The organism is Desulfoscipio gibsoniae DSM 7213 (assembly GCF_000233715.2).
GTDB lineage: Bacteria > Bacillota > Desulfotomaculia > Desulfotomaculales > Desulfallaceae > Sporotomaculum > Sporotomaculum gibsoniae.
Map to the genome: position 1 here is coordinate 3,345,034 of NC_021184.1, position 21,450 is coordinate 3,366,483.

The 21,450-nt window shown below is 45.4% G+C and carries 20 protein-coding genes; 5 read left to right on the plus strand and 15 right to left on the minus strand.

The window, feature by feature from the left end; all coding sequences use genetic code 11:
* Positions 1-91 precede the first annotated feature (91 nt).
* From DESGI_RS15785 to tig, 9 genes are all read right to left on the minus strand, one after another.
* Positions 92-1,180 carry an RNA-guided endonuclease InsQ/TnpB family protein gene (locus DESGI_RS15785; protein ID WP_245561222.1) on the minus strand — a complete coding sequence of 363 codons (1,089 nt, stop codon included), beginning with the start codon at positions 1,178-1,180 and terminating at the stop codon, positions 92-94.
* The gene (locus DESGI_RS25775; RefSeq protein WP_006523327.1) at positions 1,159-1,404 is read right to left on the minus strand and encodes a helix-turn-helix domain-containing protein; all 246 of its coding nucleotides are present in this window, start codon (positions 1,402-1,404) and stop codon (positions 1,159-1,161) included. Before DESGI_RS25775 ends, DESGI_RS15785 begins: the two co-directional genes overlap by 22 nt.
* Positions 1,391-1,819: an IS200/IS605 family transposase gene (tnpA, locus tag DESGI_RS15790; protein WP_015617991.1), complete on the minus strand. Its 429-nt coding sequence runs from the start codon at positions 1,817-1,819 to the stop codon at positions 1,391-1,393. The genes DESGI_RS25775 and tnpA overlap by 14 nt, the downstream gene beginning before the upstream one ends.
* 274 nt (positions 1,820-2,093) lie before the next feature.
* A complete protein-coding gene (yihA, locus tag DESGI_RS15795) occupies positions 2,094-2,702 on the minus strand; it encodes a ribosome biogenesis GTP-binding protein YihA/YsxC (RefSeq protein WP_006523329.1) in 609 nt (202 codons plus the stop codon).
* Positions 2,683-5,109, minus strand: coding sequence for an endopeptidase La (lon, locus tag DESGI_RS15800; RefSeq protein ID WP_006523330.1), 2,427 nt, complete (start codon positions 5,107-5,109; stop codon positions 2,683-2,685). Before lon ends, yihA begins: the two co-directional genes overlap by 20 nt.
* 255 nt (positions 5,110-5,364) lie before the next feature.
* Complete coding sequence (lonB, locus tag DESGI_RS15805) at positions 5,365-7,092, minus strand: ATP-dependent protease LonB (protein WP_006523331.1); 1,728 nt, start codon at positions 7,090-7,092, stop codon at positions 5,365-5,367.
* A gap of 226 nt (positions 7,093-7,318) precedes the next feature.
* Complete coding sequence (clpX, locus tag DESGI_RS15810) at positions 7,319-8,569, minus strand: ATP-dependent Clp protease ATP-binding subunit ClpX (protein ID WP_006523334.1); 1,251 nt, start codon at positions 8,567-8,569, stop codon at positions 7,319-7,321.
* A gap of 13 nt (positions 8,570-8,582) precedes the next feature.
* Entirely contained in the window at positions 8,583-9,176 is a 594-nt protein-coding gene (clpP, locus tag DESGI_RS15815; RefSeq protein ID WP_006523335.1) for an ATP-dependent Clp endopeptidase proteolytic subunit ClpP, read from the minus strand.
* 73 nt (positions 9,177-9,249) lie between these two features.
* Entirely contained in the window at positions 9,250-10,566 is a 1,317-nt protein-coding gene (gene tig / locus DESGI_RS15820) for a trigger factor (protein ID WP_006523336.1), read from the minus strand.
* 499 nt (positions 10,567-11,065) lie between these two features.
* Between tig and DESGI_RS15825 the strand changes: the two genes are divergently transcribed.
* From DESGI_RS15825 to DESGI_RS15835, 3 genes are all read left to right on the plus strand, one after another.
* Positions 11,066-11,278: a biotin/lipoyl-containing protein gene (locus DESGI_RS15825; protein ID WP_006523337.1), complete on the plus strand. Its 213-nt coding sequence runs from the start codon at positions 11,066-11,068 to the stop codon at positions 11,276-11,278.
* A gap of 461 nt (positions 11,279-11,739) precedes the next feature.
* Positions 11,740-12,921, plus strand: a complete 1,182-nt coding sequence (locus DESGI_RS15830) for an acetyl-CoA C-acetyltransferase (protein ID WP_006523338.1) — start codon at positions 11,740-11,742, stop codon at positions 12,919-12,921.
* Between the two features lie 19 nt (positions 12,922-12,940).
* Entirely contained in the window at positions 12,941-14,083 is a 1,143-nt protein-coding gene (locus tag DESGI_RS15835) for an acyl-CoA dehydrogenase (protein WP_006523339.1), read from the plus strand.
* 155 nt (positions 14,084-14,238) lie between these two features.
* Here DESGI_RS15835 and DESGI_RS25780 read toward each other — a convergent pair whose 3' ends face one another.
* The 4 genes from DESGI_RS25780 to DESGI_RS15850 form a co-directional block, all read right to left on the minus strand.
* Positions 14,239-14,481: a topoisomerase C-terminal repeat-containing protein gene (locus tag DESGI_RS25780; RefSeq protein ID WP_083939900.1), complete on the minus strand. Its 243-nt coding sequence runs from the start codon at positions 14,479-14,481 to the stop codon at positions 14,239-14,241.
* Complete coding sequence (locus DESGI_RS15840; protein ID WP_006523340.1) at positions 14,421-15,311, minus strand: DMT family transporter; 891 nt, start codon at positions 15,309-15,311, stop codon at positions 14,421-14,423. The genes DESGI_RS25780 and DESGI_RS15840 overlap by 61 nt, the downstream gene beginning before the upstream one ends.
* Before the next feature lie 376 nt (positions 15,312-15,687).
* Positions 15,688-16,065: a DUF2512 family protein gene (locus DESGI_RS15845; RefSeq protein ID WP_207638335.1), complete on the minus strand. Its 378-nt coding sequence runs from the start codon at positions 16,063-16,065 to the stop codon at positions 15,688-15,690.
* A 197-nt stretch (positions 16,066-16,262) separates the two neighbouring features.
* Complete coding sequence (locus DESGI_RS15850) at positions 16,263-16,667, minus strand: PaaI family thioesterase (RefSeq protein WP_006523343.1); 405 nt, start codon at positions 16,665-16,667, stop codon at positions 16,263-16,265.
* A 409-nt stretch (positions 16,668-17,076) separates the two neighbouring features.
* On the opposite strand from DESGI_RS15850, the gene gap reads away from it, so the two are divergent.
* Both gap and mnmL read left to right on the plus strand, forming a co-directional pair.
* Complete coding sequence (gap, locus tag DESGI_RS15855) at positions 17,077-18,165, plus strand: type I glyceraldehyde-3-phosphate dehydrogenase (RefSeq protein ID WP_006523344.1); 1,089 nt, start codon at positions 17,077-17,079, stop codon at positions 18,163-18,165.
* 256 nt (positions 18,166-18,421) lie between these two features.
* Positions 18,422-19,396: a tRNA modification radical SAM protein MnmL/YtqA gene (gene mnmL, locus DESGI_RS15860; RefSeq protein ID WP_006523345.1), complete on the plus strand. Its 975-nt coding sequence runs from the start codon at positions 18,422-18,424 to the stop codon at positions 19,394-19,396.
* Positions 19,397-19,487: 91 nt separating this feature from the next.
* Here mnmL and DESGI_RS15865 read toward each other — a convergent pair whose 3' ends face one another.
* Together DESGI_RS15865 and murJ are read right to left on the minus strand one after the other, a co-directional pair.
* Complete coding sequence (locus tag DESGI_RS15865) at positions 19,488-19,781, minus strand: ArsR/SmtB family transcription factor (RefSeq protein ID WP_006523346.1); 294 nt, start codon at positions 19,779-19,781, stop codon at positions 19,488-19,490.
* Between the two features lie 69 nt (positions 19,782-19,850).
* Entirely contained in the window at positions 19,851-21,377 is a 1,527-nt protein-coding gene (gene murJ, locus DESGI_RS15870; protein ID WP_006523347.1) for a murein biosynthesis integral membrane protein MurJ, read from the minus strand.
* Positions 21,378-21,450 lie beyond the last annotated feature (73 nt).

Sequence of the window (21,450 nt, forward strand, 5' to 3'; positions counted from 1 at the left end):
AGAGCTTTTTTCAGCATCCCAGAGATTTCCGTATTGCTACGGCACATACCTTTCGATATGGCCCGGCCACAAGAGGCAATAACTTTTAGGTTTAGCCAACCTTCTTATAGGCCACATACCACTGACCACTTAGGGTACGGCTATATATCTTCTTCTTGCGATAGTCCCTGTAGTTCACTTTCGGCCTGTAGAAGCTGGTTAATAAGTTATTCAGCAGGTTGATTGCGGCGTTATCGTCCCTACCTAGCACCATAGTGCATTTTGGGCATTTGTAGGTGCGTATCGTGGGCTTAAGTTTCTGCCGGTTGCCGCAATTAGAGCACGTCTGGGTGCTATACCGTTCGTCGGCTTTGTGAGTATACTTACCGCGGCTTTCTGTCTTATAGCCGAGGTAGCCGAGGAACTTCTTATGGGGCCAGTTATTCTGTACGGCACGGTTGATACGTTGGTTGCCTTTACCTTTGGCCGGGTCGCTTGATACCATCCCCAGTTTGTTGGGACTACCAACGGAAATAATATCGTGACGGCTGTTAGCCAGTAGTTTTGCTGTGGCGTGCAGGGTACCGTTTATCTGGCCCGCGCGACGCTGATAAAGTGTGCTTAGTGCTTTTTTTAGTCTCTTCCAGCGCCGGGAACCTTTCTTGCACCGGTCGAGCTTGGATTTTACGAGGTCGATTTCTTTGTCGAAGTACCTGGTGCTGCGATTAACGGTAGAGTGTACCTCTATAAGGCACCCGCTGTCGGTGGCCCCGGTCAGGAACGTCTTAACGCCGGGGTCAAAGGCGACAACCTTTAGGGGACGTTCGCTGCCCAGCTTGGCAGGGGTTATTTCATACACCAGGTTGGCATAATATTTGCCCTTCTCGTAGGAGATGGTCAGACTATGGATATTGTCCGGCAGGTTACGGTAGCCTTCGATCTTGATGCGTTCTTTATACTGACGACGCTTTGTTTTGCCTTTGCTGGTTTTATAAGACTCCATGCCGCCGGAAACTACCAAATATTCATCGTCCAGCTCAAAACCGCTTTGAATATAGGGTAGCGTAAAGTATTTAAGTGCACTTTTGAACCAGGGTGGCCTGGCAGTAACCTCATCGCCGTTTAGCCGCTGGTTTTTTAAACGGCCCCAGAATGAACGATAGTCTTTGTTAACTAGTCTCAGGACCTCTTGGGCGACCAGGCTGTAAAGTTGGTTGAAGCAAGGGAACGCTTTTTTAACTCTACCAGTTGACTGTTCTGGTAAGTATAACTTAGGCTTTGGGCGGTGCCGTGATGCCGGTAAAAGTGCCACCTGCGCTGTTGCAGGGCGATATTATACAGCTCTGTGGCGGCCATGCTCATTTGCCATAGCCACTGTTCCTGTTTTGGGGTCGGTGAAAGGACGACCTTTTCAGTGAGCAGCACCGGCTTCACCGCCTTCCTTTTGGGTTTCGATATAGCGCTGGATAGTCTCTTTGGACATGTCACCGGCGGTACCCACGTAATAGGACGGGTTCCACAGGTGACCGCTCCATAGTTTCTTCTTTAGCTCCGGGTGCTGGGTGAATAGCATCCTGGCACTGGCTCCTTTGAGTATTTTAGCAATTACCGCCGGGGCTATCTTCGGGGGCGCGGATAGGAAAATATGCACATGATCCGGCATCACCTCCATTGTGATTAGCTCATATCCGTGCCCCTCACAAAGGTCAATGATAACCACCTTTAGGGTTTCTTCGATGGGCGGTGTTAGCGCTTTTTTGCGATACTTGGTTGACCGTACAAAGTGATAGTTGATGTTGTAAACTGCTGTGCCTGTTGACTTCCAAGTTTGGTTTTTCATACCATTATTGTACCACAGCAAACCTATGTTTGCGAGGGGAAATTGCCGGGCTTACGCCCGGACGAGGGGGTCCGTGTATCCCCTCAATGAATTGAGGGGGATAACAGCCCCCTCGTGCTCCCCCGAGTTTCTAAACTTAGAAATAGATCATCTATTTTAAACAAATTTAAAATAGGGGAGAGGCTACTGCAAATAGCCCCTCCCCTATTTAATACATACTGTATATCGTATATCCACCTATCTGGTATACTTACGCGCTTTCAACTTCCGATTTTCAGCTATCAACTTTCACACCCGGCACCATGGTCCAGTTTTTGATGATTGTTAAGATGTCTTCTTTACCCTGGCCGGTGACGGCGGAAAACAATACCAGGGGATCTGCATCAGCAAGCTGGAGGTTTTTGCGTACCACGGCAAGGTTTTGTATGGCCCGCCCCCGGCTAAGCTTATCGGCCTTGGTAGCCACCACTGCGGTTGGGATACGGTATGCTTTCAGCCAGTTATACATCTGCTGGTCATCCTGTGTGGGTTTGTGGCGCACGTCTACCAAAAGTATCACGCCGCGCAGTTGTTCCCGCCCGGCCAGGTAGCCCTCGATCATTTTACCCCATTGGGCCTTTACCCGGACCGGCACTTTGGCAAAACCATAGCCCGGCAGATCCACCAAATGAAGCTTATCATTAATGATAAAAAAATTAATCAGCTGTGTCCTACCGGGTGTATTACTGGTGCGGGCCAAACGCTTGCGGTTTACAAGAACATTAAACAGGCTTGACTTTCCCACATTGGAACGCCCGGCCAGGGCTACCTCAGGGTGACTCCCGGCCGGACACTTATCCAGATTAGTAGCACTGGTCACAAAATCAGCTGAAGTTATTTTCATTGGGCAGTCCGGTTCCTCCCTCGGTCTCCATAACCTTTCCGTATGGCAGCTGAGGCGGGGGTTCTATCTGCTCCGTCTCGGGTGTGAACTCATTTTCCCGCAATGCAATCTTGAGTACCCCATCCATATGGTCTACAGGCACTAGTTCTATCTGTTTTCTAATATTAGCAGGTATTTCCTCAATATCCTTGCGGTTATCCATAGGCAGCAGCACCGTCTTAATGCCGGCACGATGCGCAGCTAGCACCTTTTCCTTAAGCCCGCCTATAGGAAGCACCCGCCCCCGCAGCGTTATTTCCCCGGTCATAGCCACATCATAGCGCACATGGCGACCAGTGAGCGCCGAAGCCAGGGCTACCGCCATGGTAATACCAGCGGAGGGACCGTCCTTGGGGATGGCTCCTTCGGGTACGTGTACGTGAATATCATATTTATCGAACATCTCTTCTTTAATACCTAACTCCGCAGCCCGGCTGCGCACGTAGCTATAGCTGGCCTGGGCCGACTCTCTCATTACGTCGCCCAGTTTACCGGTCAGGGTTAGCTTACCTTTACCTTTATAAGTGGTTATTTCAATGGCTAGCGTGTCACCGCCCACCTCGGTCCAGGCAAGGCCAGTGGCCACGCCCACTTGGTCCTCCTGTTCAGCAATACCATAACGATACTTGGGTTTGCCCAGGAACTGTTCCAGGTTTTGCACTGTTACCTTAACTTTGCTGGTCTTACCTGACACAATTTGTTTGGCAGCTTTGCGGCATAGAGAGGCAATATTACGTTCCAGATTGCGCACGCCGCTTTCCCTGGTATATTCCCGGATAACCCGCCTGATGGTATTTTCGGAAATCTGCACCATTTCATTATTTAACCCATGCTCTTTAATCTGCTTGGCCAGCAGGTGACGCATGGCTATTTGCACTTTTTCTTCCTCAGTATAACCTGATATATTAATTATCTCCATCCGGTCCAACAGTGGCCGGGGAATGTTATGCTGAATATTGGCTGTGGTAATGAACATAACGTTGCTGAGGTCATAGGGTGATTCAATGTAATGATCGCTAAAGCTATTATTTTGTTCAGGATCAAGCACTTCCAACAGCGCTGATGACGGGTCGCCGCGGAAATCCATGCTCATTTTGTCAATCTCATCCAGCAAAAAGACTGGGTTTTTGGAACCTGCGGTTTTCATGCCCTGGATAATTCGACCCGGCATGGCACCCACATAAGTACGACGGTGCCCCCGGATCTCAGCTTCATCCCGCACGCCACCCAAAGAAATACGCACAAATTTACGCTCCAGTGCACGGGCTATGGATCGGCCCAGCGATGTTTTCCCCACACCGGGCGGCCCCACAAAGCATATGATGGGCCCTTTCATTTTTTTAGCCAGCTTTCGAATAGCCAGATATTCTAAAATACGCTCTTTAACTATTTTTAAGCCGTAATGGTCTTCATCCAGTACCGTCTCAGCCATGTTAATATCAAGACGATCCCTGGTGCTTTTAGACCAGGGTAGAGCCAAAAGCCAATCCAGGTAATTACGCACTACTGCCGCCTCAGCAGCCATAGGGGGCATTTTCTCCAAACGCTCAACTTCTTTAAGCGCTTTTTCTTCCACTTCCTTTGGCAGCTTGGCCTTGGCAATTTTCTCCCTTAACTCCTCGCCCTCTGCCACACGGTCATCCTTTTCACCCAACTCCCGCTGAATCGCCTTAATCTGTTCCCGCAGGTAATACTCCTTCTGGGTTTTTTCCATTTGCTTGCGCACCCGGACGTTAATTTTACGCTCCATCTCTACAATTTCCAGTTCCCGGGCTACAATAGCGCATAGCTTATCCAGACGTTTTACTATATCAATGGCTTCTAGAACAGACTGTTTATCCTCAATACGCAGTGTCAGGTGAGAGGCCACTATATCAGCCAATCGCCCCGGGTCATCGATATTAACCACTGTAACTACGGTCTCCGGTGGTATTTTTTTGCTTAGTTTTACGTACTGCTCAAATTGAGTGACCAGGTTACGCATCAGCGCTTCAACCTGAGAGCTTTTATCAAACTCTTCGGCATACTGGTCTACCTCAACGCTGAAAAATGGCTCCTTGCTAACGTATTTATTAATTTTTGCCCTGGCAATACCTTCAACCAAAACTCTGATAGTGCCTCCGGGCAGCTTTAACAACTGCTTTACCTCGGCCACCGTACCAACATTATAAATATCTTCTTCCATGGGGTCGTCTGTCTGGGCTTCCTTTTGGGTGGCCAGGAAAATTACCCTTTCCTTGACCATAGCTTCTTCTATAGCTTGAACCGATTTTTCCCTACCCACATCCAGGTGGATAACCATATAGGGAAAAACCAGTATTCCCCTTAAAGGTAATAGAGGTAATACCCGTTTTTCTATAGGATTCATGGAGCACCTCCTTCGATGTTAATCCTTTTGCTTTAAATTAACATATGCATGGGCAGATCCATTGTTTATTGTAACATACCACAATGGGCGTCGCCATAGCAATAAGTGCCATGATAACGGGAAAGTGCGTACGGGGGCGGTAATCCATATTTTAGCATTGATAAACTGCTATTTTCAACCTTATAACTTTCTTTCCAAAAAAATATATCTGCCAAATTCTTTGAAACTTAAAATTTATCAGAGCTAATAAAACCCTTAATATTCCCCCGTAACCGTTGCTCCAGCAGCGGGCACAAAATTACCACTACCCAGAGTTTCCCTTTGCTGTCCGCCAATCACCAGTTTCTTCTCTAAGCCGCGTGTCATAAGGGAACCATTTATAACTTCTTTTAGCGTATCAGCCGGCAACACTTCCAAGTCCGTAATATCCTGAAACATTTCTTGGTAATTATCTGCCGGAACGTATACCTTTTTTACGCCGGCATGTCGAGCAGCTTCCACTTTGGCCACCACACCACCTACAGGCATAACAAAACCTCGGATGGATACCTCACCCGTCATGGCCACGGTATTATCAACTGGAATTCCGGTAATGGCGGAGAACACGGCAGCAGCCACAGCCACGCCGGCCGATGGGCCATCCACCGGAGCGCCCCCCGGGAAATTTACATGCAAGTCATAATCCCGGGGATCAACATCCATAGTGCGCCGAAGCACAGTAAGCACATTTTCCACCGACCCCCGGGCCATGCTTTTGCGCCGAATGGTTTTACCCCGGCTACCCAACTCCTCTTCGTCCACTATGCCGGTAACCACCACTTTACCCTGGCCGGAGGGTGCCGGTATTGCACCCACTTCAATTTCCAGCAGCATACCCATATTGGGACCATACACCGCCAAACCATTGACCAGTCCCACCTGGGGCTCGGCCGGCACCTTTTTTTCCGGGCGCGGAGCATACTGACCGCTATTGACCACCCATTCCACGTCCGCAGATTCTATTTCTTTACGCCCTTCGGTAACAGCAATACCCGCGGCAAGTTGTATAATATTGACCGCCTCTCGTCCGCTTGTGGCATACTTTTTAATAATTTCCAGCCCCTGTGCCGCCAGGGTAAAACTAATTTTTTGTACGGCATTGGCAGCAATGGCACCTATTTCTTCGGGCATCAACTGCCGAAAGAAAATTTCCAGGCACCGGGACCGGATAGCTGGCGGAATACTGTCCGGCGTGCGGGTGGTAGCGCCTACCATCCTAAAATCAGCAGGCAACCCATTTTGAAAAATATCATGAATATGTCCTGGGATGTTGGCATCTTCGGAGCTGTAATAGGCACTTTCCAGGAGCACTTTGCGATCTTCCATCACTTTAAGCAGTTTATTCATTTGGATGGGATGCAGTTCACCTATTTCATCAATGAACAACATGCCGCCGTGTGCCTTGGTCACTGCCCCGGGCTTGGGCTGCGGAATACCCGCCATACCCATGGGCCCTGCGCCCTGATATATAGGATCGTGCACTGAGCCAATTAACGGATCGGCAATACCACGTTCATCAAAACGTGCTGTAGTAGCGTCCACTTCAATAAATCGGGCGTTATCTTTAAATGGAGAAGAGGGATTTTTCTTGGCTTCCTCCAACACCAACCGGGCCGCTGCTGTTTTACCCACCCCGGGCGGCCCATAAACTATCACGTGCTGAGGGTTGGGTCCGCACAATGCCGCTTTAAGAGATTTTAAACCCTCAGACTGACCAATAATTTCACCAAAACAGCCAGGTCTGGTTTTTTCAGCCAAAGGTTCAGAAAGGGATATTTTGCGCAGGTTCTGCAATTTCTCCAGCTCTTTGCGGGATTCCCTTTCCACGGCAGATTTATTGCCCTGCTGCGTTTTAAGTAAATTCCAAAAATATAACCCAATAATTACAGCGAAAAACACCTGAATAAATGTAATAAAACTAGCTATGCCACTGGAAAATTCCATTACGGTGCCTCCCCTTGCCTAACTAATATATAAATTACCCGCTTTTTCAGGCCTGTAACGGGTATGATGACTGATATTATATTATTGCCTAATTTTTTCATATTTTATCCAACCCCTGCAATGTCATATTTTTCGCATCACGCTGTAATTTATAAAAACCGTGAGGCGTCGGGAATACCATTTTCTTTACCCACCCCATAAAAAAAATCCACCCTTGGGTGGATTTTTACGCGGATTCTTCTTTTTTCTTTTTTCGCTCCATGGTTATAACAATCGGTTTTTCTTTATTTAGTACGGTATCCTTAGTTACTACGCACTTGGCGATATCCTGCTGGGAAGGAACGTCATACATAATTTCCAACATAATATCCTCAAGTATGGAACGTAATCCCCGGGCACCGGTTTTGCGGCGCAACGCCTCCTGGGCAATGGTTTTCAGGGCATCGCTCTGGAATTCCAAACCAACTCCATCCAGATCCAAAAGCTTTTCATATTGCTTAACCAGCGCGTTCCGCGGCTCAGTTAGAATACGTACCAGTGCATCTTCGTCCAGTGCATCCAAAGTGACTATGATGGGTAGGCGTCCCACAAACTCAGGGATCAACCCATAACGCAACAAGTCTTCAGGTAATATATGAGATAGTATTTCACCAATGCGCATTTCCTGCTTGGGCTTGATTTCAGCACCAAAGCCCATCACCTTTTTACCGGTACGGTTTTGAATGATCTTTTCAATACCGTCAAATGCGCCGCCACAGATAAATAATATATTAGTGGTATCCAATTGAATAAATTCCTGGTGCGGGTGTTTACGACCGCCCTGTGGTGGCACGCTAGCCACGGTGCCCTCCAGTATCTTCAACAGTGCCTGTTGCACACCTTCCCCGGACACATCCCGGGTGATGGACGGGTTTTCAGACTTGCGGGCAATTTTATCAATTTCATCAATGTAGACAATGCCCCGCTCGGCTTTTTCCACATCATAATCAGCAGCCTGAATCAACTTAAGCAAAATATTTTCCACATCTTCGCCCACATAACCGGCCTCAGTAAGCGATGTAGCATCAGCAATAGCAAAAGGCACGTTTAGCAATCTGGCCAGCGTTTGGGCCAACAGGGTTTTCCCGCTACCGGTGGGCCCCAACATAACTATATTGCTCTTTTGCAATTCCACGTCATCTATTTTGCCACCCAGGTTGATTCGTTTGTAATGATTATATACAGCCACGGCTAATGATTTTTTTGCGCTGTCCTGCCCAATGACATACTGATCCAAGATATCCTTAATTTCCTTTGGCTTGGGAATATCCCCGAGTTCCAGACCGATATCTTCGCTCAACTCTTCTTCAATAATTTCATTGCACAGTTCAATACACTCATCACAAATGTATACGCCCGGCCCGGCTACGAGTTTTTTAACCTGATCCTGGAGCTTGCCGCAAAAGGAGCATTTTAACTGACCTTTTTCATTAAACATAATTCCACCTCTTTTAGCTTTGCTTGGCCCTCACAAACACTTTGTCTATGAGGCCGTACTCTTTTGCCTCTTCAGCCGACATAAAGAAGTCACGTTCCGTATCCCGGGCTACCTTATCCCTGGGCTGGCCGGTATGTTTGGCCAGTAGGTCATTTAAAGTGTCTTTCATGCGTAATATTTCCTTGGCATGGATATCGATATCCGTAGCCTGGCCCTGCACTCCACCCAGCGGCTGGTGAATCATAATCCGGGCGTAGGGTAGTGCAAAGCGTTTACCGGGCGCACCGGCCGCCAGTAGGAAAGAACCCATACTGGCCGCCTGGCCAAGGCAAATAGTGGAAACATCGGGCTTAACGTACTGCATGGTATCATAAATGGCCATGCCTGCAGTTACCACCCCGCCTGGCGAGTTAATGTAAATATTAATATCCTTTTCTGGGTCCTCCGCTTCCAAAAACAATAACTGGGCTATAACCAGGTTGGACACAGTATCATCAATGGGGCCACCGATAAAAACAATCCGGTCTTTTAAAAGTCTTGAATAGATGTCGTAAGATCTTTCGCCCCGGTTGGTCTGCTCAACTACAATAGGAACCAGATAAGACAATGCGGATCTCCTCCTAATATTATACGGTATTATTTAAGACCATACCACTAAAAAATAACCTTTTGGCAATAACTTATTCTTCGACTGGCTCGTTTGTGCCCTCCACTAGCGTGGCCTGATCGGCAATAAAATCAATGGCTTTTTGTTGCTGCAAACCTTCCCGGATAAATTCGACTTGATTCTGTCCTTCAAGTATTTTACGCAAAACTTTAGGATCCTGCTGGTAATTTTCGGCCATTGTAGCAATCTCTTTTTCCAAATCTTCATCACTAACTTCAATAGCTTCTTTTTTGGCAATAGCCTCCAGCAAAAGAGTTGTTTTAACGCCTCTTTTGGCATCATCACGAAAACTCTTTTTCAAATCATCAATGGTTGATCCAGTATATTTCAGGTAATTCTCCATGTTCATTCCTTGGGACATCAGGCGTCTTTCCATATTAACCAACATTTCATCAACCCGGGTGTCCACCATTTCCTCTGGAATGTCCACCACCGCGTTTTCCACGGCCTTTTGCACCACGTCACCCTTTATCTGCTGCTGGGCTCTATTGTCGGCAGCTTCTTTTAACTTATTCAGCAAATCGGCCCTTAATTCCTCAAGGGTATCAAATTCACTGACGTCCTTGGCAAACTCATCATCAAGAGCAGCAATTTCCTTGCGCTTGATGCCTTTTACAGTAACAGTAAACACCGCCTCCTGCCCTTTGAGATCTTCATTAGGATAGTCTTCCGGGAAGGTTACGGTAATATCCCTGGTTTCACCCACGGTAACACCAATAAGCTGATCCTCAAAACCAGGTACAAATGTACCTGAACCAATCTCCAGGGAATAATCCGTTCCCTGACCTCCTTCAAATTCAACCCCATCCTTGCGGCCAACAAAGTCAATCAAAGCTATATCACCGCCGGCAACGGCACCCTCTTCCAGGTTAATTAACTGAGCATGTCTTTCCTGCAGTTTGGCAAGCTCATTGTCCACATCCTGATCAGTTACCTCTACCTTGGGCCTGGTTATTTCAAGACCAGTGTACTGACCCAGTGTAACCTCGGGCTTAACACGTACGGTAGCTTTAAATTTAACCGCCTTGCCTTCTTCAACCTGCTCAATTTCAAGTTGAGGCTGGGCAACCGGTTCAACACCTGTTTCATTTACGGCTTGCATGTAAGCATCGGGGATAACGTATTCCACAGCTTCATTATATAGGGCGGCTTTGCCGACATAATTTTCAAACACCACCCGCGGTGTCTTGCCCTTGCGAAATCCAGGTACATGTACATCTTTGACCAGTTTACGATAAGCTTGATCAAGCGCTCTGGCCAACTGTTCGGCATCAACCTCTACATCGAGTACTACTGTATTGTTCTCCAGCTTTTCCGCGGTCGCTTTCATTAATGCTCCCCCTTTTAAGTTGTCATATGTAATGTTTTCCATAGCACAGTATTATTTTATCCAAATCCAGCGTAATTACAAATAGTATTCTACTAAAATGCAAACATTTCCTCCAGCGGATAAATATTTCCACTGTTCTGTCAAGGCTAACAACAAAAAAATAAATAGCCGGTTAATATGCCGGCATGTTACTTAAGGTTATATTTTAGCATGGTTTTTATAAAATAACAAGACAGTATTATCATTAGCCAATTATAGTAAAAATATTGACGTTACTTTTGAAATATGTAATAATTTTCAATAGTGCAGAGAAGTAACCCAAACGAAACTGAGGGGAGGGGGCAGGTCATTAGGCGATAAAGCGCGTCATAGGAAAGAATGGCGCACGTCAGACAATACAAAGGTATTGTAAGTATTGTTTTCATTATTATCGTTTAGAATATTACGGTATAAATAAATTTCCCGGAAAATTAAAATAATATACCAAGGAGGTAATATAATGGCTAATGTAGTTTCCCCAATGGTTGGAAAATTAGTATCCGTCGATGTAAAGGTGGGCGACAATGTCAAAGCCAACGACGCTGTGGCTACCATCGAAGCTATGAAAATGATGGTTAAAATTTTTGCTCCTTCTGACGGCACCGTACAGGAAATCAAAGTGGCAGCTGGCGACGTAATTAACACCGATACAGTAATTATGACTATCGAGTAGGACTATAAAAGCTTATAAGATACAAACAAATACCGGGAATGTTTAATATTGCACAATTAATATACAATGCCCCAGAAGTACTGGGGAAATAAAGGGCATCGCTACATAGCGATGCCCTTTATAATTTATAAAAATTTCTAAAAAAATAAACTCAACACTGAACACGATTTTTCTAGACTTATAAGGACCAGGCTCCCTGGGTCTCGTTAAACGAACTGGTGAACAACACAACCATTTACATACCAACAGACCAACTGTATACAAATAAATACACAGTTAAAATTTACCTATAAAGTATTGCAAGATAAAATAACTGATAAGTCTGCATTTAGATTTGATTCTGAATATTAAAAAACAAACACTAAACCTGGCACAATATTTGCAAATAATTTAAATTTTAAAATATTTGTAATAAATAAGTTAACATTAAATATTTAATTAACTAAGAAGGGAGTATTAAAATGCGACAAACTGTAATTGTTAGTGCAGCCAGGACCCCTTTCGGCAGGCTTGGTGGCGCACTTAAACCTTTAAAGGCCACAAAACTTGGCGGTATCACTATTGCCGAAGCTATAAACCGAGCTGGCTTGGACGGCGCTATGGTAGACAGCGTAATATTCGGCCAGGTACTCCAGGGCGGTTGCGGGCAGATACCTTCGCGCCAAGCCACCCGGGAAGCCGGCCTGCCCTGGGAAGTCCCCTCTGAAACTATAAATAAGGTGTGTGCATCGGGGTTGCGGGCTGTTACCATGGGCGACCAGATGATCCGGTCTGGTGATGCCGATATTATTGTTGCGGGCGGTATGGAAAGCATGAGCAATGCACCATATTTTGTATCCAACGCCCGTTGGGGGCTGCGTATGTTTGATACGAAATTTGTCGACTTAATGGTAAATGATGGTTTATGGTGCTCTTTTTACGACCGGCACATGGCCATTCATGGCGGTGAAGTAGCCATTGAGTATGGAATCAGCCGTGAAGAACAGGACGAGTGGGCGCTGCGCAGTCATCAACTGGCCATTGCCGCCATGGAAGGTGACCGGCTTAAAGATGAAATAGTACCTGTGCTTATACCTCAAAAGAAAGGCGATGCCAAAGTGGTGGACACCGATGAAGGACCCCGGCGTGACACAAGCATTGAGGCGCTGCGCAAGCTGCCACCGGTTTTTGACCCCCAAAATACCGTTACAGCCGGCAACGCACCTGGTGTAAACGACGGAGCCGGAGCGCTAGTTGTTATGTCTGATGAAAAGGCTGGGGAATTAGGTAAACAGCCGCTGGCCACCATCCTTGGACACGCTTCGGTTTCACAGGACGCCAAATATATCGCCACCGTACCCGGACTATCGATAAATAAACTACTCAAGCAAAAGGGCATGACCATAGATCAAGTGGATCTGCTGGAAGTTAATGAAGCCTTCGCCGCAGTGGCTTTGGTTAGCGCTAAAATAACAGGCTGGGATCCCGACAGGGTTAACGTCAACGGAGGGGCCATAGCCTTTGGTCACCCCATTGGTGCCAGCGGTGCCCGCATCCTAATGACCCTAATTTACGAACTGCGCCGCCGGGGCGGCGGCATCGGCGTAGCTGCTATCTGCAGCGGTGCCGCTCAGGGTGATGCAATAATGATCAAGGTAGAGTAAGGAAAGGAGTGGTCCCCAAATGCCTTACATGCTTACAGAAGAGCAGCAAATGATGCGCGATATGGTCAAAAAATTGGCTCAAAATGAAATAGCACCCCGGGCAGCTGAAATTGACCGTACCCATCGTTTCCCTATAGAGAACATTAAAAAAATGGGCGAGCTGGGTCTGATGGGGGTACCTATCCCCGAAGAGTATGGCGGTGCAGGTTGTGATTTTCTTTCATATATAATTACTGTTGAGGAAATATCCCGGGCCTGCGCATCCACAGGAGTAATACTAGCCGTTCACACCTCGGTGGGTACTTTCCCCATTCTTTATTTCGGCACTGAAGAGCAAAAACAAAAATATATCCCCAAACTCGCCTCGGGTAAATACGTAGGAGCCTTTGCCCTCACCGAATCCAATGCCGGCTCAGATGCGGCCAACATCTCCACCACCGCCAGGTTAGTGGGTGATCACTATATTGTCAACGGTAATAAAATTTTTACCACCAGCGGCAGCGATGCCAGTGTGTATGTCACCTTCGTCACTCTGGATAAGAGATTGGGCCACAATGGTGTAACCTGTTTGCTGATTGACAAAAACACCCCCGGGTTTTCCGTTGGAAAAACCGAAGAAAAAATGGGACTACACGGTGACGTAACCACCGAATTAATCTTCGACAATGCCATGGTACCCAAAGAAAATCTGTTAGGCCGTGAAGGGGAAGGATTTAAAATAGCCATGTCCCTGTTAGACGGCGGGCGCATCGGCATTGGTGCCCAGGGACTGGGCATTGCCCAGGCCGCCTTTGACGTAGCGAAACAGTACGCCAAAGAACGGGTACAGTTTGGCCAATCCATAGCCAGCTTCCAAGCTATCCAGTTTATGCTGGCGGACATGGCCACCCGCATCGACTGCGCCCGTCTTCTCGTATACCGGGCCGCCCGCATGCGCGACATGGGACTACCCTACAGCAAGGAGGCCTCCATGGCTAAAATGTACGCCACCGATACCGCCATGGAGGTAACCACCAACGCTGTGCAAATATTGGGCGGCTACGGTTACTGCCGGGAGTACCCTGTGGAGCGCTACATGAGGGATGCTAAAATAACCCAGATTTACGAGGGTACCAACCAAATACAGCGCATCGTTATCGCCAAACAATTGCTCAATGAATAATTTTTTTTAAAAAGATAAAAGGCAGTTAAAAAAGAGGGGTTATAAGCCCTCTTTTTTGCTGTGCTGCAAGTCATACTATTAATGAAATTATGTTAAACCAGCAATGCACAGAATTGATGCATTATTGCTAAAAACAAAGCACATTTGCAAAACTCTTATTTCTGCCCCTTCCCCTGAAAGTCAAACCCTACCTTGCCGTCGGGACCCAGTACCAGGGCTGCGTTAAAAGCTTTACCAGCACGTGAAATAAACCCTTCGACCACCCCGGTCCTGCCCTTCTCTAACAGCTCCCGGGCCAGCTCCGGGCTGATTTGCCGCCCGGCAATTTCCCGAAAGCCTATGGTTTTTTCTCTTTTCTGATTTGTACCAGCACAACAGCCACAATTACAAGCGAACAGCCGATAATCTGCAGATTCGAAAGCACTTCCCCTAAAATGATATAAGCGATGATACCCGCCAGCACAGGCTCCATGGAACTGGTAATCCCCGTAACCACAGGGGAAAGGTATTGCAAACCTTTAAAAAAGAAACCAAACGGCAAAATGGTAGAAAAAATAGCAATGTAAAAGAAAAAAACAGAAACCTCGCGACTATATGAGAAGAAAGTAACCCAGGGCGGCGCATGAAACATCCACACAATACCCCCCACCCCCATTCCCCATAATAAAAGCGTCCAGAGCGAATACCTATCAAGTCCGTATTTACCATAAATAGTATAAAAGGCAAAAGAAAGAGCTGACGCCAAACCACCAATTAAACCGGGTATTGTAACAGCCAGCCCCGAGCCGAAATTACCTTTAACAATTAAAAATCCACCCAGTGTTGCACTGCTGATGGCCAGCAGCTTAATTGCGGTTATTATTTCTTGACGAGTTAAAAGTCCGTATAAAAGAATAAAAATAGGTGACAGGTACTGTAAAAAAACAGCAGTAGCCACGTTGGTTTCACTAATGGCGTAAAGGTAGGTAAATTGTACCGTGGCCACACCAAAAATGCCAAAGATTAAAAAATAACCATAATCCCTTTGTTGAACCTTTAATAATTTGGGGTTAACAACGGCAAAATAAGCCCCTAATAGAATAAATGACAAAATTAATCTTAACTGAACTAAATCATAGGGACTGACTTGCTGGTTAAAAAGGTATTTAGCCACTGTTCCGGAAAGACCCCATAGCGAGTCTGCCAATAGAATATATAAAAACCCCTTAAGTTGATTGGATAAGACCATAGGTTATTCTCCGATTACCCCGTCCTGGTTTTAAGTTAAATTGTTAAATTTGATTGTTGGTATCTGCACTCTAATAACATATACATTTTATCAAAATATAGTTAATTAAAGCCCGCTAATATTAAATTATCTTAATAGCGTTAATATTGCCAACTTAACACATATTATCTATTATATTTATATATAATGCGTGGCCGCAGAGACAGGAGGTATTATCAATGCGTTTTTTTAATTCCTGGCATGATATGAAAGTCGATAATAGTATTGAGGAAAAATTATGCCTGTTACACACAAAAAAGAAAATCAATGCCCATAAAAAAACCAGGTCCGGACAAAATAGACGGGCCTGGTTTTCTATTGCATTTTTTCTGTTTTTTTATGGTTCAACTTTTTCAGAACGCTGTAAATACTGGTGGAAAAAGTACTCTCCCACCGCAACTAGCACCGCAAATAAAGCCAAAGCGGTAAAAGTTGTTTGAAAAGCCGGCACTATTAAATTTATAATATATGCTGCGAGCGCAGCCATGACACCATCACCGACTGATGCAACAATATTACCATACTTTGGCAGGACAAACAGATCACCTACAAGATAGTTCAGTGCTGTACCTGCAAGAGCCACCCAAAATACCCAACCCCATGTGTTGTTGTCTATGAATCTCAGGGCTATAATAGCAAAAACAAAGGTCATAATAAATTTAAATAAAAGTGCGGTTGCAGTTTTATTCATATTTTTCACCTCCATTCTTTCCATTTAATAGTTTCCCCATGTTTTTCATGTTTATTCAGCTTCTTTGAGATGACTTTTTACATGCATGAATATTACTTGGTCCTCCACTTTTTGTACTCCAAGCTCAACATCATACTTCTTGCAAAAGCATAAAAGCCCTCGGGCTATGCCCAAGAGCTCTCGTTATGCAACAGTATTTGAGGAAATTATATAACAGTTGATTAGCTTTCTCTAAACACTAAACCTTGCGCCATAGCAACTACTTTTCCATCATCATCCTCTATAGTTATTCTATAATTTGCCGTACGCCGTCCAAGATGAACTTCTTCTGCGGTAGCAATCAAAACATCACCGGGTCTGCTGGCCCTGATAAAATTTATGTTTACATTAACAGCCACCGCTGCCGACCCGCGGGCATTGCTGGCAATGCCCAGGGCAACATCAGCCAGAGTAAAAACTACACCGCCATGGGTAATTCTTAGTATGTTGGTCATATGCTCCTGAACCTTCATGGATACCCTGGCAAACCCCGGCGACAGTTCGATAATTTCCACTCCCATATGTTTTGGAAAAGGGTCGTTCTTTATCTTTAAGGCAATATCATCATTAACATTAATATCAGGCATTGGTGTCCTCCTATGTTTGTTTACTTTCTGCTACATTTTACACTTTAAAATGGAGAATTACTAGAAACTAATCGCAAACAATAAAGCCATATTAAGCATTCCGGGAGGAAATCAACATTTGTAAATTAGAACACTTAGTAAAGCCTCCTGAAAATTATTACAGCATATTTGGCAAATCTTAAATTTTTGTGAAATATTGCGCTAACCACTTTAAAGACATGAAAATATAAATTATACTTATGTATAATGAAATTGGAAATTTGAGCATTAAGCATTGGTATCATCAGGATACTGCGGAATTGCCCTCTTTGGCGAGAACACATTGACATTCATACCTTTTAGTTCGGTGGTAAAACTAGTTTTAGAGAAAATTATTTTTCTCATTCAATAGAAAGGGGTTGCCGCAATTATGACCATCAAAATAGGCATTAACGGTTTCGGTCGCATCGGACGTAATGTTTTCCGGGCGGCGCTCGATAACCCGGAAGTGGATGTGGTGGCGGTTAATGATCTAACTGACGCCAAAACACTGGCCCACCTGTTAAAATATGATTCCGTACATGGCGTCCTTAATGCCGACGTAAAAGCTACAGAAGATGGCTTTACAGTAAACGGCAAGAAGATTAAAGTCATGGCTGAAAAGGATCCTGGAGCATTGCCCTGGGGCGAATTAAACGTGGGCATGGTAATTGAATCAACCGGGCGTTTTACCAAAGGGGAAGATGCAGCCAGTCACCTGCGGGCCGGAGCTCGAAAGGTAATCATCAGCGCGCCGGGTAAAAATGTGGATGCCACTATAGTAATGGGCGTCAACCATAATGACTATGACCCGGGAAAACATAATATTGTCTCCAATGCCTCCTGCACCACTAACTGTCTAGCCCCCATTGTTAAGGTGCTACACCAACAATTTAATATTAAAAACGGCATGATGACTACGGTGCACTCCTATACCAATGACCAGCAAATATTAGATCTGCCGCACAAAGATTTACGAAGGGCCCGGGCTGCCGGAGTATCAATTATACCAACCACCACAGGAGCTGCCAAAGCCGTTGGGCTAGTTATCCCCGATTTGCAGGGCAAACTAAACGGTATGGCCATGCGAGTGCCGACTCCTAACGTGTCTGTAGTAGATTTTGTGGCTGTGTTGGAACGCCCTGCCACAGTAGAAGAAGTTAATGGCGCGCTAAAGCGTGCCGCCGATGGTGAATTAAAAGGGATAATGGCATATAGTGATGCGCCATTGGTATCCAAGGATTACTACGGAGATTCCCACTCTTCAATTGTTGACGCCCTTTCCACCATTGTCATGGATGAATATCTGGTTAAAGTACTGGCCTGGTACGATAATGAGTGGGGCTATTCCTGCCGGGTATTGGATTTGGTGCTGTACATGGCCAAGCGGGAACTGGGCAGTGTACCTAAAATAACCTGGACGGGTATAAACCGGGAAAACATGTATCGCAGTGTTTCCGCCGCTTATATGGCGGATTAAACCCCAGCCCCTGTCTTAAGCAAAAGCTTATATTAAAAAGTCGTGGAAGTTTTTTCCACGACTTTTTAAGTATCTGGACACACTCTTAAATAAATCATCAAGGTTTTTTTGCCATTTATTGATTAATACACAAGTATAGAATTATGTTTAATGGTTATTAAAAACCAAATTATTTTTACCATTCTAAATTCTTTTGGTTTTCCACCACATGTGATAGAATTTTGATAAATATCATGCATCTGGATTGGTGGATATTATGAATGTAAACAACTTCAGGTACAATATATATTCCAGGCACTTAATCAACAAATTTGGGCAAAAGGTATATAAACTACCGGTCAATTTGCCCGGCAGCTGTCCCAACCGGGACGGCACCCTGGGCTACGGAGGCTGTATTTTCTGCGATGAACAAGGCTCCGGATTTGACGCTTTACCCAATACTCTTTCGGTAATAGAACAGCTAAGGCAAAACAAAGAATATTTCCGCCGGCGGTTTAACGCCAACAAATTCATTGCGTATTTCCAGGCCTTTACCAATACCTATCTGCCTCCCGCGCAATTTGCCGATAATATCAAATGCGCGGCTGAAGAAGCAGATATAGTAGGCATTTCTGTATCCACCAGACCAGATTGTATCAGCGAGGAGTACTTGGATATACTATCCAGGGCACAGGCCGAAAAAAATATAGACATTAATATTGAGCTCGGATTACAAACCGTTAACTACCATACGCTAAAAAAAATAAACCGGGGTCATACCCTGGCTGAATTTATAGATGCAGTGCTGCGCATTCACCGGCGTCAATTTGAAGTTTGCACTCATTTAATATTGAATTTACCTTGGGACAATATGAGTGATGTTATTGAAAACGCCAAAATTATATCTGCTCTGGGTACTCGTTATGTCAAGTTACACTCACTATACATAGTACGCGGCACTGAACTGGGCAACATGTACGAACGCGGTGAGTTCGAAATAATATCAATGAATCAATATATTAGACGTATTATTACTTTCTTGGAGTACCTGGACCCGAATATAGTAATACAGCGCCTGGTGGGCAAAGGACCACAAAACGAGGTGCTCTTTTGCAATTGGGACACCAGTTGGTGGAAAATAAAACAGGAACTCGAGCGATTGCTGGAAGCAGAGGACACCTGGCAGGGTAAAAAGTTTGATTTTTTAAACGGCAAAGCGTTAAAACGGGCCTGGCCTAATAGTATAAATTAGCTTAGCTCGTTTATCACCTTGTAAGAATTATTAATTACCAGGTTACGGAAAACAACCGCGAAAAATGAATTATTTATTTTAAAGTTTACTTTTATTTAAAAACAACTAGATCGTCTTCGAGAAGCACTTTGACCAATTCCTTGACTTTTTCATCGGCTACTTTGTAAAAAACTTCGGTACCGTGGCGCACCCCGTCCACGATACCCTGGGCACGCAATATAGCCAACTGCTGAGATACCGTAGACTGCGGCAGTTCTAGACACTCTTTCATTTTGTTAACGTTACAGCTATCGTTCATTAACCCGGCTACAATGCATAGGCGAGTGGGATGAGCAAGCGCCTTCAATAACCTGGCGGGTTCTTCGTATTTAGATGTTTCTTTCAATTGTATATCCCCCAAGTCTTTTTACAAACTAATATATTATAATATTATGTTTTGCACAATAGCATTTTTTTATTTTATAAATTTTTGCTTCATCATAATAATTTCTTTAACATTTAAAAATATCAAAGTCAGCAAATAGGCGGCCCCCGCCGTACCGACCGCCAGCGTCATACCCAATAGTTGGCCCCAGGGGGATATATTTTCATTAAACAACCCTGTGTACTTACCAACGAGCCATAATATTATAGAAAAAATAATCGTCGCAACTATTATTTTTAACTGGTCGATCCCCTGCCCACGCCAATCAAAACCATTTAAACGGCTGGATAGTAAAAACATAAAAAGAATAGCGGTAACAAAAGATCCTATTGTATTGCCCAGTGCCAGGCCGGCGTGCCCCATCCGGTCTACCAATAGATAGTCTAAAAATATATTTACAGAAAGGCCGGCCAGGCCCACCCATAGGGGCATCAGGGCATCCCGCAGGCTTAAAAATGTATAAGTCAGCACAGAGCTTGCTGACATGGCGGCTACGGAAAAAGCATAAAAACTTAATGCTGAAGCTGTGGCAATGGTGGCCGTTGTATCAAAAGCACCTCGTTCAAAGAGCAACCGAACCACCGGGACAGCCAGCACCAGCATTAATGTTGCACTTGGGTAGGTTATTAGCGCCACCAAACGCAGGCCCAGGGCCGTTCTATCACGCAGCAATTGCATATCCTGGCGTTCGGCGGCCGCTGCCAGAGCTGGAAACAGGACTGAAGATACCACTGCAACAAATAAACCATAGGGCAGCTCTCTAATCCGGTTGGCAAAATTCAAGGCGGCAATGCTCCCTTCCACCAGGTGGGAGCCAAACCAGCGATCCACAAAAACGAATCCCCGGCTGGCCAAGGCAGTTATGATTACCGGTATAGACATTATCAACACCCGGCGCACATCAGGGTCTGTGGTATCCAAAAGCGGGCGCCAGGGGATGCCAAACCGCCCCATAGCAGGCAGGTTATATAAGTAAAATACCAGCGCCCCGGCCAGGGTGCACCAGGCCAGGCCAGGCCCCATGAACCCACCCAGGGGTATTATAAGGGCTATAAAAACTATATTCTGCAGTACCGGTGCCACGGCTGGAACCGTGAATTCCCGGTGGGCATTGAGCACTGCCTTTGCCAAAAAACCCAAAGTGAGAAAAACTGTTGACGGGAGCATTATTTGGGTACATAACAAAGCCGTACGCCTGGCCTCACCGGTAAAGCCGGGTGCAAGTAAATCCAGCACCTGAGGAGTAAAAATCAATCCCAGCACCGTCAACAGCGTAACCAAGGCACCAACAACAAATAAGACAGTCGAAGCCAGGTAAACCCGACTTGCATCCTGCAAACGTCCTGTATACATGGGCAATAAGGCGTTACCCGCTGAAACGCCAATAATTGTGGATAAAGTAAAGGGAATGGTAGCCGCCACCACAAAGGCATCGGATTGCAATGTCGTACCCAACAGGGCAGCAATTACCTGTTCTCGAACAAAACCCAGCACCCGGCTGGCTACAAACAAAACCAGTAAAATTGTGGAAGCCTTAAAAATATTTTGCTTTGACATGGGCCAGTGCCTCCGGAAATATAATAAACTTATAAACTTTATTGATTTTACAACAATTACTATATTAGCACAT

Coding starts and splice junctions, on each gene's coding strand:
- tnpA (WP_015617991.1), bottom strand. CDS start 1,819: ATGAAAAACCAAACTTGGAAGTCAACAGGCACAGCAGTTTACAACATC.
- yihA (WP_006523329.1), bottom strand. CDS start 2,702: ATGAAAATAACTTCAGCTGATTTTGTGACCAGTGCTACTAATCTGGAT.
- lon (WP_006523330.1), bottom strand. CDS start 5,109: ATGAATCCTATAGAAAAACGGGTATTACCTCTATTACCTTTAAGGGGA.
- lonB (WP_006523331.1), bottom strand. CDS start 7,092: ATGGAATTTTCCAGTGGCATAGCTAGTTTTATTACATTTATTCAGGTG.
- clpX (WP_006523334.1), bottom strand. CDS start 8,569: ATGTTTAATGAAAAAGGTCAGTTAAAATGCTCCTTTTGCGGCAAGCTC.
- tig (WP_006523336.1), bottom strand. CDS start 10,566: ATGAAAGCGACCGCGGAAAAGCTGGAGAACAATACAGTAGTACTCGAT.
- DESGI_RS15825 (WP_006523337.1), top strand. CDS start 11,066: ATGGCTAATGTAGTTTCCCCAATGGTTGGAAAATTAGTATCCGTCGAT.
- DESGI_RS15830 (WP_006523338.1), top strand. CDS start 11,740: ATGCGACAAACTGTAATTGTTAGTGCAGCCAGGACCCCTTTCGGCAGG.
- DESGI_RS15835 (WP_006523339.1), top strand. CDS start 12,941: ATGCCTTACATGCTTACAGAAGAGCAGCAAATGATGCGCGATATGGTC.
- DESGI_RS15840 (WP_006523340.1), bottom strand. CDS start 15,311: ATGGTCTTATCCAATCAACTTAAGGGGTTTTTATATATTCTATTGGCA.
- DESGI_RS15845 (WP_207638335.1), bottom strand. CDS start 16,065: ATGGAAAGAATGGAGGTGAAAAATATGAATAAAACTGCAACCGCACTT.
- DESGI_RS15850 (WP_006523343.1), bottom strand. CDS start 16,667: ATGCCTGATATTAATGTTAATGATGATATTGCCTTAAAGATAAAGAAC.
- gap (WP_006523344.1), top strand. CDS start 17,077: ATGACCATCAAAATAGGCATTAACGGTTTCGGTCGCATCGGACGTAAT.
- mnmL (WP_006523345.1), top strand. CDS start 18,422: ATGAATGTAAACAACTTCAGGTACAATATATATTCCAGGCACTTAATC.
- murJ (WP_006523347.1), bottom strand. CDS start 21,377: ATGTCAAAGCAAAATATTTTTAAGGCTTCCACAATTTTACTGGTTTTG.